The 16,476-nt window shown below is 73.6% G+C and carries 16 protein-coding genes, 1 tRNA gene and 1 riboswitch; of the genes, 11 read left to right on the plus strand and 6 right to left on the minus strand.

Going from position 1 to position 16,476, the window contains the following annotated elements; translation table 11 throughout:
• The first annotated feature begins 199 nt into the window (after window positions 1–199).
• Window positions 200–284 (plus strand) — tRNA-Leu (locus tag ACZ4VL_RS09745).
• A 56-nt stretch (window positions 285–340) separates the two neighbouring features.
• On the opposite strand, the gene ACZ4VL_RS09750 is transcribed toward ACZ4VL_RS09745, so the two are convergent.
• A complete protein-coding gene (locus tag ACZ4VL_RS09750; RefSeq protein ID WP_468197836.1) occupies window positions 341–616 on the minus strand; it encodes a hypothetical protein in 276 nt (91 codons plus the stop codon).
• Between the two features lie 225 nt (window positions 617–841).
• Between ACZ4VL_RS09750 and ACZ4VL_RS09755 the strand changes: the two genes are divergently transcribed.
• Genes ACZ4VL_RS09755 through ACZ4VL_RS09765 form a run of 3 tightly spaced genes read left to right on the plus strand, consistent with a single transcriptional unit; the run spans window position 842 to window position 4,082 of the window.
• Window positions 842–2,740, plus strand: a complete 1,899-nt coding sequence (locus ACZ4VL_RS09755; protein WP_468197838.1) for an AMP-dependent synthetase/ligase — start codon at window positions 842–844, stop codon at window positions 2,738–2,740.
• 55 nt (window positions 2,741–2,795) lie between these two features.
• On the plus strand, window positions 2,796–3,644 hold the full coding sequence (locus tag ACZ4VL_RS09760) for an aldo/keto reductase (RefSeq protein ID WP_468197841.1): 849 nt from the start codon (window positions 2,796–2,798) through the stop codon (window positions 3,642–3,644).
• 12 nt (window positions 3,645–3,656) lie between these two features.
• Window positions 3,657–4,082 carry an RICIN domain-containing protein gene (locus ACZ4VL_RS09765; RefSeq protein ID WP_468197843.1) on the plus strand — a complete coding sequence of 142 codons (426 nt, stop codon included), beginning with the start codon at window positions 3,657–3,659 and terminating at the stop codon, window positions 4,080–4,082.
• A 43-nt stretch (window positions 4,083–4,125) separates the two neighbouring features.
• Here ACZ4VL_RS09765 and ACZ4VL_RS09770 read toward each other — a convergent pair whose 3' ends face one another.
• Window positions 4,126–4,431, minus strand: a complete 306-nt coding sequence (locus ACZ4VL_RS09770; RefSeq protein WP_468197846.1) for a 4a-hydroxytetrahydrobiopterin dehydratase — start codon at window positions 4,429–4,431, stop codon at window positions 4,126–4,128.
• Between the two features lie 177 nt (window positions 4,432–4,608).
• On the opposite strand from ACZ4VL_RS09770, the gene ACZ4VL_RS09775 reads away from it, so the two are divergent.
• Window positions 4,609–5,415: a helix-turn-helix domain-containing protein gene (locus tag ACZ4VL_RS09775; RefSeq protein WP_468197848.1), complete on the plus strand. Its 807-nt coding sequence runs from the start codon at window positions 4,609–4,611 to the stop codon at window positions 5,413–5,415.
• Here the strand turns inward: ACZ4VL_RS09775 and ACZ4VL_RS09780 are convergent.
• A complete protein-coding gene (locus tag ACZ4VL_RS09780; protein ID WP_468197851.1) occupies window positions 5,401–5,841 on the minus strand; it encodes a hypothetical protein in 441 nt (146 codons plus the stop codon). The genes ACZ4VL_RS09775 and ACZ4VL_RS09780 overlap by 15 nt on opposite strands.
• Window positions 5,842–6,149: 308 nt before the next feature.
• On the opposite strand from ACZ4VL_RS09780, the gene ACZ4VL_RS09785 reads away from it, so the two are divergent.
• The 4 genes from ACZ4VL_RS09785 (at window position 6,150) to ACZ4VL_RS09800 (ending at window position 10,597) form a co-directional block, all read left to right on the plus strand.
• Window positions 6,150–7,226: a hypothetical protein gene (locus ACZ4VL_RS09785; RefSeq protein ID WP_468197853.1), complete on the plus strand. Its 1,077-nt coding sequence runs from the start codon at window positions 6,150–6,152 to the stop codon at window positions 7,224–7,226.
• Window positions 7,223–7,786 (plus strand): toxin-antitoxin system, toxin component, encoded by a 564-nt coding sequence (locus ACZ4VL_RS09790; RefSeq protein WP_468197855.1) that lies wholly within the window; start codon window positions 7,223–7,225, stop codon window positions 7,784–7,786. Before ACZ4VL_RS09785 ends, ACZ4VL_RS09790 begins: the two co-directional genes overlap by 4 nt.
• A gap of 124 nt (window positions 7,787–7,910) precedes the next feature.
• Complete coding sequence (locus ACZ4VL_RS09795) at window positions 7,911–9,401, plus strand: NAD(P)/FAD-dependent oxidoreductase (protein ID WP_468197858.1); 1,491 nt, start codon at window positions 7,911–7,913, stop codon at window positions 9,399–9,401.
• Window positions 9,398–10,597 carry an MAB_1171c family putative transporter gene (locus ACZ4VL_RS09800; RefSeq protein WP_468197860.1) on the plus strand — a complete coding sequence of 400 codons (1,200 nt, stop codon included), beginning with the start codon at window positions 9,398–9,400 and terminating at the stop codon, window positions 10,595–10,597. Before ACZ4VL_RS09795 ends, ACZ4VL_RS09800 begins: the two co-directional genes overlap by 4 nt.
• Window positions 10,598–10,700: 103 nt before the next feature.
• On the opposite strand, the gene ACZ4VL_RS09805 is transcribed toward ACZ4VL_RS09800, so the two are convergent.
• Together ACZ4VL_RS09805 and ACZ4VL_RS09810 are read right to left on the minus strand one after the other, a co-directional pair.
• Window positions 10,701–11,960, minus strand: coding sequence for an NADH:flavin oxidoreductase/NADH oxidase family protein (locus tag ACZ4VL_RS09805; protein ID WP_468197862.1), 1,260 nt, complete (start codon window positions 11,958–11,960; stop codon window positions 10,701–10,703).
• Between the two features lie 211 nt (window positions 11,961–12,171).
• Entirely contained in the window at window positions 12,172–13,041 is an 870-nt protein-coding gene (locus ACZ4VL_RS09810; protein ID WP_468197864.1) for a bifunctional 5,10-methylenetetrahydrofolate dehydrogenase/5,10-methenyltetrahydrofolate cyclohydrolase, read from the minus strand.
• A 63-nt stretch (window positions 13,042–13,104) separates the two neighbouring features.
• A riboswitch (ZMP/ZTP riboswitch) is annotated at window positions 13,105–13,191 on the minus strand.
• Between the two features lie 104 nt (window positions 13,192–13,295).
• On the opposite strand from ACZ4VL_RS09810, the gene ACZ4VL_RS09815 reads away from it, so the two are divergent.
• Window positions 13,296–14,057: a class I SAM-dependent methyltransferase gene (locus tag ACZ4VL_RS09815; RefSeq protein WP_468197867.1), complete on the plus strand. Its 762-nt coding sequence runs from the start codon at window positions 13,296–13,298 to the stop codon at window positions 14,055–14,057.
• 194 nt (window positions 14,058–14,251) lie between these two features.
• Window positions 14,252–15,910, plus strand: a complete 1,659-nt coding sequence (locus tag ACZ4VL_RS09820; RefSeq protein WP_468197948.1) for an RNA polymerase sigma factor — start codon at window positions 14,252–14,254, stop codon at window positions 15,908–15,910.
• An 83-nt stretch (window positions 15,911–15,993) separates the two neighbouring features.
• On the opposite strand, the gene ACZ4VL_RS09825 is transcribed toward ACZ4VL_RS09820, so the two are convergent.
• Window positions 15,994–16,434 (minus strand): SRPBCC family protein, encoded by a 441-nt coding sequence (locus tag ACZ4VL_RS09825; RefSeq protein WP_468197869.1) that lies wholly within the window; start codon window positions 16,432–16,434, stop codon window positions 15,994–15,996.
• Window positions 16,435–16,476: the final 42 nt, after the last annotated feature.

Below are 16,476 nucleotides of genomic sequence, written 5' to 3' on the forward strand. Positions count from 1 at the left end.
TCCCCCCCTCCCCCCCTCCCCCCCCCCCCCCCCCCCCCCCCCCCCCACACCACCCCCCCCCCCCCCCCCCCCCCCCCCCCCCCCCCGGTGGCATGCCCGCAGGTCAGCGCGCACCCCGGGCCGAATACCTGGTCGGAACCACGCCGAACTGCTGCTATTGTTGTCCATGTCGCCGCGGGAGACCGGGGCGGATCACCTAGTCCGGGTGGCGGAATGGCAGACGCGCTAGCTTGAGGTGCTAGTGCCCTTTATCGGGCGTGGGGGTTCAAGTCCCCCCTCGGACACATCGGGAAGGCCCCTGCGAAAGCGGGGGCCTTCTGCGTTCGGACCGCCCAGGGCGTCACTGGATGGGGCGGCCCGCCGCGGCCTTCTTCAGCAGTTCGAGGAACACGGCCTGCGTCATGGAGCCGCGCACCTGACCGAGGCCGTAGCGGTCCATGACGTCCTTGTTCGCGTCGGGGTTGCGAGAGACCCCTGATTGGTATCTGACGCAGTCCCCCGGCGGCCCCTGCGGGTCCTTGTCCTTGCCGTCCTTGCCGTCCTTCCCGAGCTGCCCGAGGCGCCTCCCGGAGAACTGTGAGGTCGGTGGCGGCAGCGTGGAATACGACTCCGGCACCGGCAGGTTCATCTGCGTGGGCGGCAAGCACGACGAACAGCCCATCGACTGACGCGGCCCGGCCCGGAGGGCCCCGGAGGGCCCCGGAGGGCCCTTGTCTTTGCAGGGGGCTTCCGGGTTCGGGGGTGCGGGACGGTGGGGAGGTGTTGTGGAGGTCCTTCGGGGGTGATCACCGCGGCGGAGGGGTCGGGTAGCGTCGCCGCGCTGCGGGGAGAGGAGCGGGGCATGCGCGAGGTCACGGTCCCACCGGTCGTCACGGACGCACCCGTCGGCGGGCTCGCCGACTGCGTGTTTCGGTACACCCTCGAAGATCCCGGCCGGGTGGTGCTGGGGCGCAAGCGGGGCGGCGGCTGGCAGGACGTGACCTCCGGGGAGTTCGCCGCCGAGGTGCTCGGGCTGGCGCGCGGGCTGCTGGCGCAGGGCGTCCGGTTCGGGGACCGGGTCGCCGTCATGTCCCGTACCCGGTACGAGTGGACGCTGTTCGACTTCGCGCTGTGGGCGGTCGGCGCGCAGCCCGTCCCCGTGTATCCGACCTCCTCCGCCGAGCAGGTGCAGTGGATCCTGTCCGACTCCGGGTGCACGGCGTGCGTCGTGGAGAACGAGGACCAGGCCATGACCGTCGGCTCGGTCGTCGAGGGGCTGCCGCAGCTGCGCCGGCTGTGGCAGCTCGACGCCGGGGCCGTCGAGTCGCTCCTCGTCGCCGGCCGCGGGGTCGCCGAGGACGTGGTCCACCGGCACCGCGCCGCGGTCACGCCCGACGCCGTCGCGACCGTCATCTACACCTCCGGGACGACGGGGCGCCCCAAGGGCTGCGTGCTGACGCACGGCAACTTCATGTACGAGGCGGACACGCTCGTGGCCCGCTGGGAGTCCGTGTTCCGGGCCGGGCCCGGCGAGGAGCCGTCCACCCTGCTGTTCCTGCCGCTCGCGCACGTCTTCGGACGGATGGTGGAGGTGGCGGCCGTCCGGGCCCGGGTCAAGCTGGGGCACCAGCCGGTGCTGGCCGCGGCCGAGCTGCTGCCGGACCTCGCCGCGTTCCGGCCGACGTTCGTCCTGGGCGTCCCGCACGTCTTCGAGAAGGTGTTCGCGGCGGCCCGCCGCACGGCGGAGGCGGAGGGGCGCGTCGGGCCCTTCGACCGGGCCGTCGAGACGGCCGTGCGGTACGCGGAGGCGCGCGAGCAGAAGGCGTTCGGTACGGGGCCGGGCCCGTCGGCCGCGCTGCGCGTGGAGCACCGGCTCTTCGAGCGGCTGGTGTACGGGAAGGTCCGGGCGGCGTTGGGCGGGCGGGTGCGGCACGCCATGTCGGGCGGGTCGGCGATGTCGCGCCGGCTCGGGCTGTTCTTCGACGGGGCCGGGATCACGGTGTTCGAGGGGTACGGGCTGACGGAGTCCTGCGCGGCGGCGACCGCGAACCCGCCGGGGGCGGTCCGGTACGGCACGGTGGGCCGGCCGATCCCGGGCAGTGCGGTGCACATCGCCGAGGACGGGGAGGTATGGCTGCACGGGCCGCACGTCTTCTCCGGCTACCTGGGCGATTCGGGGTCCACGCAGGCCGTGCTGCGCGACGGCTGGCTGGCGACCGGTGACCTGGGGCGGTTGGACGAGGACGGCTACCTCACCATCACCGGGCGGAAGAAGGAGATCCTGGTGACCTCCAACGGCAAGAGCGTCGCGCCGGCCGCCCTGGAGGAGCGGGTGCGTTCCCATCCGCTGGTCGCGCAGTGCGTGCTCGTCGGCAACGACCGGCCGTACGTGGCCGCGCTGGTCACCCTGGATCCGGAGGGCATCGCGCACTGGCTGTCGATGCGCGGGCTGCCGCAGCGGCCGCCGGCCCAGCTGGTCCACGACCCGGACCTGAAGGCGGAGGTGCGGCGGGCGGTGGTGGCGGCGAACACGCTGGTGTCCCAGGCGGAGGCCATCCGGGCGTTCCGTGTGCTGGAGGAGCAGTTCACGGAGGAGCGGGGGCTGCTGACGCCTTCTCTGAAGCTGAAGCGGCGGGCGATCGAGAAGGCGTACGCGCAGGAGGTCGCCGCCCTGTACGGGCCCGACGCCGCGCCCGGGGCATTCGGGCCGCGCAGCGGGAATACGGCGGTGCGGCGGCCGGTTCCCGACGACATCCGATGAGATCCGGCGACGCCCCTGCGGCGGCGCCCGGCGACCCCCGAGGGAACGACAGCACGTGAACCAGGTCCCCGCGATCACGCTCAACAACGGCAGCTCGATGCCCCAGCTCGGCTTCGGTGTCTGGCAGATCCCCGACGACGAGGCCGAACGCGCGGTCGGGACCGCGCTGGAGGCGGGCTACCGCAGCATCGACACGGCGTCCGTGTACCGCAACGAGCCGGGCACGGGGAAGGCCGTCGCCGCGTCCGGGCTGCCGCGCGAGGAGCTGTTCGTCACCACCAAGCTGTGGAACAGCGCGAAGCGGCGGTGGCGCCGGAAGGAGGTGCTGCGCGCATTCGAGGACTCGCTCTCCCGGCTCGGCCTCGACTACGTCGACCTGTACCTGATCCACTGGCCGCGTCCGATGCGCGACGACTTCCTGTACATCTGGGAGGCGTTCGAGGAGATCGCGGCGGGCGGGCGGGCCCGGGCCGTCGGCGTGTCCAACTTCCGTCCGGTGGACCTGGACCGGCTGGCCGGGCGCAGCTCGCTGGTGCCGGCCGTGAACCAGGTCGAACTGCACCCGCTGTTCCCGCAGGCCGAACTGCGTGCCGAGCACGCGCGCCGCGGCATCGTCACCGAGGCGTGGTCGCCGCTCGGCCAGGGGCCGGCGCTGCTGGGGCTGCCCGCGGTCGCCGAGGTCGCCGCCCGGCACGGCCGCTCGGCGGCCCAGGTGGTGCTGCGCTGGCACCTGCAGCTGGGGAACGTCGCGATCCCGAAGTCGGTGACGCCGTCGCGGATCCGGGAGAACCTGGACGTGTTCGGCTTCGAGCTGGACGCCGCCGACATGGCCGCGCTCGACGCCCTCGCCGAGGGTCCGCAAGCGGGGCGGCTCGGGCCGGACCCGGCCGTCTGCGACCTCTGAGCGGGGGCCGCGATGGGTGTCCCCGACGGGGTGTACCGGGTACGGAACGTGGCGAGCGGGCTGCTGCTGCGGGAGGAGAGCGGCAACCGGGTGGGGGTGGGACCGCAGGGCCCGCCGGCGCCGGCGGCTGCGCTGGAGTGGCGGATCTCGCCCGTGCACAGCGGCGGCGGGATCGTCCACGTCGTGAACGTGCACAGCGACAGGCGGCTGGACGTGGCGAACGCGTCGACGGAGAGCGGGGCCAGGGTCCAGGTGTGGCGGCCGAACGCCTTCGGTGCGCAGGAGTGGATCGTCGAGGAGCACCTCGACGATCCGGGGGTCGTGTCCCTGGTCGCCTGTATCAGCGGGCTGTCGCTGGAGGCGGACGAGGAGGGACTCGCCCGGCAGTGCGAGGACACCGACTCGCCCGCGCAGTGGTGGCGGCTGGAGCCCGTCTGACCGCTGCCCCGCCCCGGGGCGGGCCCCGGGGCTGCGGGCGGTGTCAGCTCGCGCCGTGGGCGGGGGCGAGGGCCTCGACGCGCTCCGCGAGGGCGAAATCGGTCTCGGTGACGGAGTCGCCGGCGCTGTGGGTGTTCATGGACAGGCGGACGGTGTTGTAGCCGAGGGTGAGGTCGGAGTGGTGGTTCAGCTCGTCCTGCACGGCGGCGATGTGGGCGACGAGCGCGCTCGCCGCGACGTGGGAGCCCAGCCGGTACGTGCGGATGATCCGGTCGTCCTCGAACGCCCACCCGGGCAGTTCCCGCAACCGGTCCTCGATCTCCTTCTGCGAAAGCGGCTCGGCTGCCATCGGCATGCTCCTTCCCCGTACGGGACGAACTCCTGACGTGGGGTCAAGGTTCCCACAACCGGTGCCGCGGGGAAGGGTGCGCGCGGCCGGTCGCGGCCCCTTTCCGCGACGGCCGGGTCCCGCTCGGCGGAATGCCGGTCGACCTGCGGGAAGGCTTCCTGAGGTAGCGTCATGCGCATGGCGACGACGACACGGGCGGACAGCGGGTCGGTCGGTTCCCTCCTGCGTGCCTGGCGCGAGCGGCGGGGCATGAGCCAGCTGGAGCTGGCGGGCCGCGCCGACTCCTCCGCGCGCCACATCAGCTTCATCGAGACCGGCCGGTCCAGGCCCAGCCAGGAGATGGTGCTGCGGCTCGCGGACCGCCTCGACGTCCCCGTGCGCGAACGGAACGCGCTGCTCCTCGCCGCCGGGTACGCCCCCCGGTACGCGCAGACCCCGCTGGACGACCCGGCGATGGGCACCCTGCGCGAGGCCTTGGAGCGGCTGCTGACGGGCTACGAGCCGTACCCGGCGCTGGTCGTGAACGCGGTGTACGACGTGGTCGCCGCCAACCGGGGCGTCGCCATGCTGCTCGACGGGCTGCCGGAGCACCTGCTGACCCCGCCGCTGAACGCGATGCGGATCACCCTGCACCCGCAGGGGCTGGCACCGCGGATCCACAACCTCAAGGAGTGGCGGGGCCACCTGCTGGCCCAGATGGAGCGGCAGATCGCGCTGGCCCGCTCCGCCCCGCTGCGCGCGCTGTACGAGGAGGTCGCCGCGTACCCGGTGGCCGACCGCCCGGGCGACGCCGAACCGGCCGAGCCCGTTGCGTACGTCGCGCTGCCGCTGGTCATCGAGCACGACGGGCACCGGCTGTCGTTCGTGTCCTCCATCGCGACGTTCAACACCCCGATGGACGTGACCGTCGCCGAGCTGGCCATCGAGACGCTGCTCCCGGCCGACCCGGCGACGGTGAAGTACCTGCGCTCACTGGGACTGTGACGCCCCGGACCCGGCCGTGGCCGCGCGCAGCGACAGCTGCTGGAGCAGGGCGAAGGTCCCGACGGTGAGGGCCTGGGCCGGGATCCAGGCCAGTCCCGCCGCGGTGGGCGCGTCCCAGAGGAAGAGCGAGGCCAGGCTGAGCAGGACCCAGGCGCAGTTGGCCTCGACGACGAGCTGCACGCCGAGGACCGGCGGCCGGCGGCGGGAGGCCAGCCAGCCGACGCCGGCGGCGTAGGCGGTGAGGAAGAGGCCGAGCTCGAACAGGGTGGCCGGCCCGATGCCGAGCAGCCGGCCGGCGGGGCCGCTGAAGGCGGCGTACGCCAGGCCGTTGGCGCCGGTGACGACGGCGTCGAGGGCGAGGAAGCGGCGCAGCGCGGTCTGCGGGGCGGTGGTGCGGGCGAGGCCGGCGATCAGGGTTGCGGACACGGCGGATCAGCCTCCGGAAGCGTCGGGGTGGGATGCCGGCGCGCGCCGGCGGCGGACCGGCCGGGAGGGCGGCGGATGCCCCGCGCCCTTTCCCGGACCGGTGCGACCACTGTGCCCCGCGCCCGACGGCGCGGTCGATTACCTCGGAGGTCATGGCGGTCGGCGGCGGGCGGGGACGGGCGGGCCAACCTTCTTTGACTCACATCGCAAGAAACGTTGGGGTTCTTATGTTCCGCTGCGACCCGGAGGGCTAGGCTTCACACTGCCGAAGCTCTCGAACGTCCAGTCGACCCACGGAGAACCTCACGGTGACACCCGCCGCCCGGCCCGACCTCGCCGCGACCTGGTCGCGCGTCGCGGCGTTGGCGGAGGGGCGCGGCCAGGACCCGGCCGAGGTGCTGGACGCGGAGCGGTTGAGCCGGCTGTGCGGGGTGGAGCCGGAGCTGATTCCCGCCGTCGTGGCGGGGACGGCGCCGCCGGTCCCGCTGTGCGACCGGGTGCACCGGCGGTTCCTGCGGCTGCGGTCCACGCGCCGCGACCGGCACGGCCGGGAGTGGCCGCTGGCGGCCATCGCCGACGAGTTCGACGCGCCCGGGGCCTCCTTAGGCCCGCTCAACGCGGGCACGGGGCTGCCCCGGCTGGGCCACGCCGCCGGTGTGCAGCGGTTCTTCGGGGTGTACGCGGGCTTCCTCCTCGCCGACAGCAAGAGCGCGGTGGAGCGGGCACTGGCCGCCACCGCCGCCGAGGCCTGCACCAGGGCCGCGGCGGGCGCCCCGGTGACCGGATCCGGGGCCGCGGACGACCTGGAGCACCTGTCGTACCTGACGGGCATGCCCTCGCACGCGGTCGCACAGACCCTCGACGGCCGGCCGCCCCGGCTCCCGCTCAAGGAACAGGTCCACCAGCGTTTCACACACCTGCGCCGCACCCGCCGGCGGCCCGACGGGCAGGCGCATGCGCTGACCGCCATCGCCCACTCCTTCGACGCGTCCGGCCAGTCGCTGACCCGCCTGGCCCGCGGCGAGGGATTACCCAACCTCGCGGCGGCCGCCGGGATCCAGCGCTTCTACGGGGTCGAGGGCGGCTACCTGCTGGCCGACGACACCGAGGCCCTCGCCACCGCCCTCGCCGGCATCGAGTACGAGCTGCGGTCCGCCGAACAGGACGCGCAGGACCCGATGCTCGCCGTCCTGCGGGCGCACGACGTCCGCAGCATCGTCACCCGGGCCGGCCGCCTGTCCGCGGCGGGTTGGAAGTCGCTCGCCGACCACCTGGACGACCTGCTGGCACGCGAAGGCCTGATCGAGGGCCCGGCCGCACACCGTGAACACCCCGCCCGCACGGCACGGGGCCGTGCGGACACCGCCGAGGGGGGAGCGCCATGAGGACCACACGGACCATGCGGAAGCTCGGCGCGGATCTGCTGGCGGAGGTGCGCCTGGCGCCGCCGGCCGATGCCGCCGCGATCGTCGGAAGCCTCTGCGAGGCGTACAGCCGCAGGCGCGGCGGCCGGCCCGTGGACTTCCGGTTCGCCGGGTTCCCGCCGGACACGGCCAGCGGGCTGTGGCTGGAGCTCGCCGACCGGGACCTGCTCATCATCGAGGAACGCACCCGGCCCGAGCACCAACTTGTCATCGCCTGCCACGAGTTATGGCACCTCGAGGAAGGCACCTGCGACAGTCACGGGCCCGGCATGGCGGTGGCCGCCCGCCTCGCGGGACGCCATGGCGACCTCGCGGACCTGCTGCACTCCGAGAACGGCCTCGGCAGTGTCGTACGGCAGGCAGCCGCCCGCGCCGACCGGGAGGACCCGGCGGAGATCCGCGCGGAGACCTTCGGCCTGCACCTCGGCAAGATCCTCAAGACCTTCCTGCAGCCGCCCCGCCAGGAGCAGTTCCCGGAGGCGATCGAGCGCATCAAGACCTCGCTCGGCTGGGGCCGTTGAGTGCACCCCCTGCGGCGCGGACCGGCGTCGCGGCGGCCACCGGGCCGCCCGCCCCGCCGCCCCGCCGACGCACCTCACGCGCCGCTGCCCCCGCACGGCCCCGACAGAGAGCCCACCACACGCGATGACCCAGTCCACCCCGCCCCGCCACGCCGTCGTCATCGGCGGCAGCATGGCCGGCCTGCTCGCGGCGGCCGTGCTCGCCGAGCACGCGAAGGTCACGATCATCGACGCCGACACGCTGCCCGACAGCCCGGCGCCGCGGCGCGGACTCCCCCAGGCCCGGCACGTCCACGTGATGTGGTCGGGCGGGGCGCGCGCCATCGAGAGGATCCTGCCGGGCATCACCGGGGCCTGGACGGCGGCGGGCGCCATCCGCCGGAGCCTGCCCACCGACCTGGTCACCAAGACGGCACAGGGCTGGATCCCCCGCTGCGGCGAGAAGCAGTTCAACATCTCGTGCAGCCGCGACCTGCTCGACGCTGTGGTCCGCGCCCGCGTCACGGGCCTGGACGGGGTCACCACCCTGCAGCAGAGCCGGGTGCGGGCCCTGGAAGGGACGGCGGCCCGCGTCACCGGCGTCCGCGTCGACACCCCCGGGCAGGAGGGGCTGCTGGTCACCGCCGACCTGGTGGTCGACGCCAGCGGGCGCGGCTCCCGCGCCCGGGCCTGGCTCCAGCAGCTCGGGGTGAGCGGGATCAGGCAGGCCCAGGTGGACTCCGGGCTGGTGTACGCGACCCGGATCTTCGAAGCACCCCCCGGGGCGCACGAGATGGGCTTCCCCATCGTCAACGTGCAGTCCGACCCGCGGGTTCCGGTGCCCGGGCAGACCGCGACGATCGTGCCCATCGAGAACGGCCAGTGGCAGGTCACCCTGTCGGGCACCCGTGGCGGCCAGCCCACCGGCGACCCCGACCGGTTCATCCCGTTCGCCGAGGGCATCCGGGACCCGATCGTCGGCGTGCTCCTCAAGGGCCGCAAGCCGCTCACCGACGTCGCCGTCACCCAGGGCACTGCCAACCGGCGGGTCTACTTCGAGAAGGCCGACCTCCCCGACGGGTTCTTCGCCGTCGGGGACTCCGTGGCCACCTTCAACCCGCTGTACGGGCAGGGCATGACCGTCGCCGCCCAGGGCCTGCTGGCCGTACGGGCGCTGCTGCGCACCAAGGGGATCGCCCACCCGTCGTTCGGCCGCGAGGCGCAGCGCGCGCTCGCCCCGATGGTGGCCACCGCCTGGGAGCTGGCCACGTCCCAGGACATCCTCTACCCCGGGGCCACCGGGATGCGGCCGCGGGCCGGGGTCGGCCTGCTGAACGCGTACGTCAACCGGCTGATGACGGGCGCGACGACCCGGGAGGCGCTGACGGCGGCGTTCCTGCAGGTCATCACGATGAGCAGCCCGCCCACCTCCTGGCTGCGCCCCTCGGTGGTGTGGCAGGTGCTGCGCGCCTCCGACCGGGGTGCGCTGCAGGCGCCGCCGCTGACCGCGGCCGAGCGGGCCGTCGCGGGGCTCGACCCGGTGTCCGGGCGGGCCGGACCGGCGGCCGGACCGGCGGCCGCCCCCGGGCCGGGCGGGCCCGTCGATCCCGTGGGCCCTGTCGGCCAGGCGCGATGAACGACGGGCTCATCCTGTACGTCCCGGGGTCGGTGCTGATCCTGGCGCTGCTGATCAAGGCGCCGACCCTGCGGAGGAACTGGGACCAGCCGCTGATGCGGGCGGTGTGCACCCTGCTGGTGGTCGGCTGCCTCGTGATGTTCCTGGCGGCACCGCCGACGATCTCCGCGGTGAACCGGCTGACCGGCATCACCAATTTCTCGGCGCCGCTGGTGTACGCGGTGCTGACCGCGTTCTCGGGCTCGTGCGTCGCCCTGGTGCTGCACTGGGGCGGCGGCCCGCCCGCGGTACTGCGCCGGACGACCCGGCTCACCGCGGCGGTGTTCGGGGCCGTCGCCCTGCTCATCGTCTTCCTGTTCGTGATGGGGGACGCACCGGTCGAGCGGTTGCGGGACCTGGACACGTACTACGCCAACACGCCCTGGCTGCGCGAGATGATCGTCTGCTACCTGCTGGCGCACATGGCGGGGAGCTCGGCACTGACCGGCCTGGCCTGGAAGTGGCTGCTGCGGGCCGACCACTCGCTGCGGCCGCTGCGCACCGGGCTGGGACTGATCGTGCTCGGCGGGGTGCTCGACCTGGGCTACCTGGGGGCGAAGTGGGCGGCGGTGGGCGCCCGGTGGGCGGGCCGCGACTGGGACGGGCTGTCCACGTACGCGGCGCCGCCGCTCGCGGCGTCGGCGGCCCTGATGGTGGGAGCGGGGTTCATCGTGCCGCTGGTGGGCGGCTCGGACGCCTGGCGGGACTACAGCCGCTACCGGCGGCTGCGCCCGCTGTGGAAGGCGCTGCGCGGCTTCGCCTCGCCGAGCGTGCGGACGGTACCGCTGACGTGGTGGTCGCCGATCGGGATCCGGCTGATCCACCGCGAGTCGGTGATCGACGACGGGATCCTGGCGCTGGGCTGCTGGTTCGACCCCGGGGTGCGGTGCGCCGCGTACGAGGCCGCGCGCGCCCAGGGGATGGCCGAGCCGCGGGCGCTGCTGGTGGCGGACGCGGCCATGCTCGCGGCGGCCGTGCGGCGCCGGGAGGCCGCCGAGCTGGCGGGCTGCGTCGGGGAGCACCGGGAGGGCGCCGACCAGGGGCCGCCCGACCCGTACCGGCTGGACTCGACACCGCTGGCGGCGCTGGCCCGGGAGTTCAGCTCGTCGCCGATCGTGGCGGCCGTGCGCGGCGGCCACGACGGGTGTCCGGCCTGAGCCGGGCGGCGACCGGCCGGGGCAGCGGGGCGCGGGCCGAGCGGGCGGCGGCTGGCGGGCGGCTGGCCGAGCAGCGGGGCGCGGGCCGAGCGGGCGTCAGGCGTCAGGCGGCCAGGGCTTCCTCCGGGCCGGGTTCGGGGTTGCTGGCGAGCCAGGCCCCGTAGGCGCGTACCCGGCGCCAGTGCTTGAGCTGGTCGAGGGCGAACGCCGCCCGGGCCGAAGCCTGCGGCCGCGGTTCCAGGCCGCGGGCCAACCGGTGCAGCTGGAAGCGTACGAAGGCCAGCAACCCGGCGCCGGCCAGGTCCCGGTCCTTCCACGGGAGCCGTTCCACGATGACGCGCACGTCCTCCCCGGCGCGCCAGCGGGCCGGCAGGTCGGGGCGGAACGCCAGGGCGGAGGCGAGGCCGACCACCGCGAAGCCGCGGTCCAGGACCCGGCCCGCGGTCTGGCTGCGGGCTATCCCGCCGGTCAGCATCAGCGGCAGGGTGGCCGCCTCGACGAACTGTTCGGCGAAGGCGAGGAAGTACGCCTCGCGCTCCAGGGTCCGCAGGTCGGCCGTGCGGCCCAGGGTGGCGGGGCTCTCGACGCTGCCCCCGGACAGTTCGACGAGGTCGACTCCGAGCCCGCCGAGGACGTCGAGGACCCGGGCGGCGTCCTCGGTGTCGAAGCCGCCGCGCTGGAAGTCGGCGGTGTTCAGCTTGACCGCGACCGCGAAGTCGTTCCCGACCTCCGCGCGGACGGCCCGGACGACCTCGGTGAGCAGCCGGACCCGGTTGGGGAGGCTGCCGCCCCAGCCGTCGGTGCGCCGGTTGACCAGCGGGGAGAGGAACTGGCTGAGGAGGTAGCCGTGGGCGGCGTGGATCTGCACGCCGTGGAAGCCGGCCTCCCGGGCCCGCCGGGCGGTGACCGCGAAGCGGTGCACGGTGGCCAGGATCTCGGCCTCGGTCATCGCGGTGGGGCGGGCGAACCGCTTGGTGTGCCTGCCGAGGCTCACCCCGACCTCGGACGGCGCCCAGGCGGTGCCGGGCATCTCCGCTCCCACCTGCCGGCCGGGGTGGTTGATCTGCATCCAGACCTGACCGCCGCCCGACGAGGCCGCCCGGGCCCAGCGGCGGAAGGGGCCGAGCGGGGCGTGCGCGTCGAGGACGATCGTCCCGGGGGCGGTCAGGGCCCGGCGGTCCACCATCACGTTCCCGGTGATCAGCAGTCCGGCGCCGCCCTGCGCCCACCGGCGGTACAGGTGCTCGATGCGCCCGTCGGGCAGCTGGCCGGGCCCGGCGAGGCTCTCCTCCATCGCGGCCTTCGCCAGTCGGTTCGGCAGTCGACCGCCGTGGGGCAGGTCGAGTGGCGTGAAGAGGTCCATCTGCGCTCCCCCCGGACCGCGTGTGGCACGTGTCATCCGTATCCGGCCGACAAGATACCGCCACCTGTCCGAGAAGCGTCAGTCCCCTGCCGGCCGGGACGGCGGCGGCCGGCGGCGGTGGCGGTGGCCGCGAACGCGCGGCGCCCCGGAGCGCCCCGGGCGGGGCGGCCCGGGGCGCTCGGGACGTTCGGGATGCGCGAGGAGGTGCCGGTCAGAGGTCGGCGAGGGCGAGGCCGGCCTGCGCGGCGGCCGCCTGCACGGTCTGCTCCAGCAGTACGGCGATGGTCATCGGGCCGACGCCGCCGGGGACCGGGGTGATCAGCGAGGCGCGGGCGGCGGCGGACTCGAAGTGGACGTCGCCGACGTTGCCCTCGTTGTATCCGGCGTCCAGGACCACGGCGCCCGGCTTGATGTCCTCGCCGCGGATGAACTCGGCCTTGCCGACGGCGGCGACCAGGACGTCGGCCTGGCGGACGATCGACGACAGGTCCTGGGTGCGGGAGTGGCAGTAGGTGACGGTGGCGTTCTGCTCCAGCAGCAGCATGCCGGCGGGCTTGCCGAGGATGGCGCTGCGGCCGACGACCACGGCGTGCTTGCCGGTGAGGTCGACGTCGTACGCGGCCAGCAGGCGCATGATGCCGCCGGGGGTGCAGGAGACGAAGCCCGGCAGGCCGAAGCCCATGGCGGCGAAGGAGTGCATGGTGACGCCGTCGACGTCCTTGCCCGGGGCGATGGCCTCGAAGGCGGCGCGCTCGTCGATGTGGTGCGGGACCGGGTGCTGGAGCAGGATGCCGCTGATCTCGGGGTCCTCGGAAAGGCCGGTGATCACGGCGACCAGTTCCTCGGTGGTGGTCTGCGCGGGCAGCTCCACGTGGCGGGAGGTGATGCCGGCCTTGGCGCAGCGGTTCTGCTTCATCCGTACGTAGGTGACGGAGGCCGGGTCCTCGCCGACCAGGACGGTCGCGAGGCAGGGCGCCTTCCCGGTGCGCTCCGTGACGGCGGCGGCGTGCGCGGCGGTCTGCTCGGTGATGCGGCGGGCGAGGGCGGTGCCGTCCATGAGGCGGGCGGTGGCAGTCGTCATAGGGGTCTCCTGGGCGTCGCTGCGGATCGCGGTTCGCCCAGGCGCGCGGCAGTCGGCGTACGCGCGGTACGCCGGACGCACGACGGGTGTGCCGTACGCCGGGCCGCTCCCCGGTGGTGATCCACCCGAACGCCAGTCACGGCCCGCGTCCACTGTAGTCGACGGGCCCGGGCGGCCTGAGGGGGCCCGCTGCGGGGCCGGGGACCCGGGCAAACCGGTGGATCACCGGCGCCGACCCTGGAACGATGTGGGACATGACACGCACATTCGATCATCTGGTGGCGGAGGCCGAGTCCGTCTCCGTGGAGGGGTGGGACTTCTCCTGGCTCGACGGCCGGGCCACCGAGCAGCGGCCCTCCTGGGGCTACCAGCGCCTGCTGGGCGAGCGGCTCGCCCGGGTCGGCTCCGCGCTCGACGTCCAGACCGGCGGGGGCGAGGTGCTCGCCGGGGCGGGGCCGCTGCCGCCGCTGACGGCGGCGACCGAGTCCTGGCCGCCGAACATCGACAGGGCCACCCGGCTGCTGCACCCGCTGGGCGCGGTGGTGGTCGCGGACGCCGACGAGCCACCGCTGCCGTTCGGGGACGAAGCGTTCGAGCTGGTGTGCAGCCGGCACCCGGTGACCATCTGGTGGGAGGAGATCGCGCGGGTGCTGCGCCCGGGCGGCACGTACTTCTCGCAGCAGGTCGGGCCGTCGAGCGTCTTCGAGCTCGTCGAGTACTTCCTCGGGCCGCAGCCGGAGGAGGTCCGGCGGGCCCGGCACCCCGACGACGCGGTCGCCGACGCCACGAAGGCGGGGCTGGAGGTCGTCGACCTGCGCTCCGAGCGGCTGCGGACGGAGTTCCACGACATCGGGGCGGTGATCTACTTCCTGCGGAAGGTGATCTGGATGGTTCCGGGTTTCACGATCGCCCACTACCGTGACCGCCTGCAGGAGCTGCACGAGGAGATCGAGCGGAACGGCTCTTTCGTGGCGCATACCGCTCGATTCCTCATCGAAGCCCGCAAACCGGACTGAGTCGAGGGCCGGTGTCGGGGACGCGGGCGCGCGGACGGATTTCCGGCCGATCGGTTGCGCGTCCACAGCGTGGCGCAGGTCACTCAATTCAGCGCGTAACGAATCGACTCGGGCATGCGATGAACCGACAGGTGTCCTCGCGCGGCCCCGGAATACAGACCCCCTCACGGTCTGTTTCCCGAGTCCGCGCGATGATGTCCGCCCACTCCTTATCTGTTCGCAACGAGAGGCTTCTTGTGTCGCTCAGCCCGTCCCGTACGTTCCCTCCGGAGATCGCCGATTCCGAGGCCCTGGTCGCGCTCGTCGAGCGCGGCCGCGAGCAGGGTCACATCAACGGTGACGATGTGCGCCAGGCCTTCGAGGCCGGCCGCATCCCGGTGGACCAGTGGAAGCGGGTCCTGCGCAGCCTGAACCAGGTCCTGGACGAGGAGGGTGTCGCCCTCCACGTCAGCGCGGCCCCCGCCACCAAGGCTGCCGCCAAGAAGCCCCGCAAGGCTGCCGCCGCCCCGGCCCGCACCGTGACCAAGAAGGTCGCCGCGCCGCGTCCGATCGGCGCGCGCAGCAAGGCCGCGACCGCTGCTGCTGCCGCCGCCGCTGCGGCGCAGGCCGCTGCCTCGGCCGCCACCGTCCCGGCCGCGGCAATATCCGCCACGTCGGCCGCCGCACCGCAGGCCGAGGCGGCGGAGGCCGCCGCCGAGCCGAAGAAGCGCACGGTCAAGAAGGCCGCGGCGAAGAAGACCGCCGCGAAGAAGACCACCGCGGCGGCCAAGAAGACCACCGCCAAGGACGGCGACGACGCCGAGAACCCGTCCGTCGAGGGTGAGGACTGGCAGACCGAGGAGCTCGTCGACGAGGTCGAGGAGGAGACCCCGGGAGCCCAGGGCTTCGTGCTGTCCGACGAGGACGAGGACGACGCCCCGGCCCAGACGGTCATGGTGGCCGGTGCCACCGCCGACCCGGTCAAGGACTACCTCAAGCTCATCGGCAAGGTGCCGCTGCTCAACGCCGAGCAGGAGGTCGAGCTCGCCAAGCGCATCGAGGCCGGCCTGTTCTCCGAGTACAAGCTCGAAGAGGAGGAGGACCTCAAGCCCGCGTACCGGCGCGAGCTGGAGATCCTGGTCGAGGACGGCCGCCGGGCCAAGAACCACCTGCTGGAGGCCAACCTCCGCCTCGTGGTCTCGCTCGCCAAGCGCTACACCGGCCGCGGCATGCTCTTCCTGGACCTGATCCAGGAGGGCAACGTCGGTCTGATCCGCGCCGTGGAGAAGTTCGACTACACCAAGGGCTTCAAGTTCTCCACGTACGCGACCTGGTGGATCCGGCAGGCGATCACGCGTGCCATGGCCGACCAGTCGCGCACCATCCGCATCCCCGTCCACATGGTCGAGATCATCAACAAGCTCGCCCGCGTGCAGCGGCAGATGCTCCAGGACCTCGGCCGCGAGCCCACTCCGGAGGAGCTGGGCAAGGAGCTCGACATGACCCCGGAGAAGGTCATCGAGGTCCAGAAGTACGGGCGTGAGCCGATCTCCCTGCACACCCCGCTGGGTGAGGAGGGCGACAGCGAGTTCGGTGACCTGATCGAGGACTCCGAGGCGGTCGTCCCGGCCGACGCGGTCTCCTTCACCTTCCTCCAGGAGCAGCTGCAGTCGATCCTGGGCACGCTCTCCGAGCGTGAGGCGGGCGTCGTCTCCATGCGCTACGGCCTGAACGACGGCCAGCCGAAGACCCTGGACGAGATCGGCCGCGTGTACGGGGTCACCCGTGAGCGCATCCGCCAGATCGAGTCGAAGACGATGTCGAAGCTGCGCCACCCGTCGCGCTCCCAGGTGCTGCGCGACTACCTGGACTGATCCTCGGGTCAGCCGGAAACACGCCGGCCCCCGTACCCCGCCCGAGAGGGCGGGGTACGGGGGCCTTGCGCGTACCGGCGGGTTCAGTGCTCCAGGAGGTTCCGCAGCCGCTCCTCGTTGCGGGCCATCTCCTTGCGCACGTGGGGCTTGACCACGAGCGGGGCGATGACCTTGCCGATGCCGTGGCCCTCCAGTTCGAGGTCCAGGGTCAGGCGGGAGCGCTTTCCGCCGTCGAGCGGCTCGATGGCCCCGTGGACGTGGCCGCGCAGGGGCCCGTCGACGCCCTCCATGTGCCAACTGCGGGGCGGGTCGAGCTGCTTGACCTCCATCGTCATCGGGAATTCCCGCTTGCCCATCCTCCGGGTGACGGCGACCCGCTGCCCGACGTGGGGCGGCGCGCCGTCCAGCGCTCGGGCGGAGACGGCGCTCTCCTGCCACTCCGGGAGGTGTCTGGGGTCCGTCACGTAGGCGTAGACGTCCTCAGGACTGGCGGAAATGTCGATGGTCTCTCTGATCGCGGACATGGCGACCCCTTAGCGCCCCCCTGCTTGTCCTCTCATTCCAAA

It is taken from the genome of Streptomyces sp. NPDC029014, assembly GCF_055564695.1.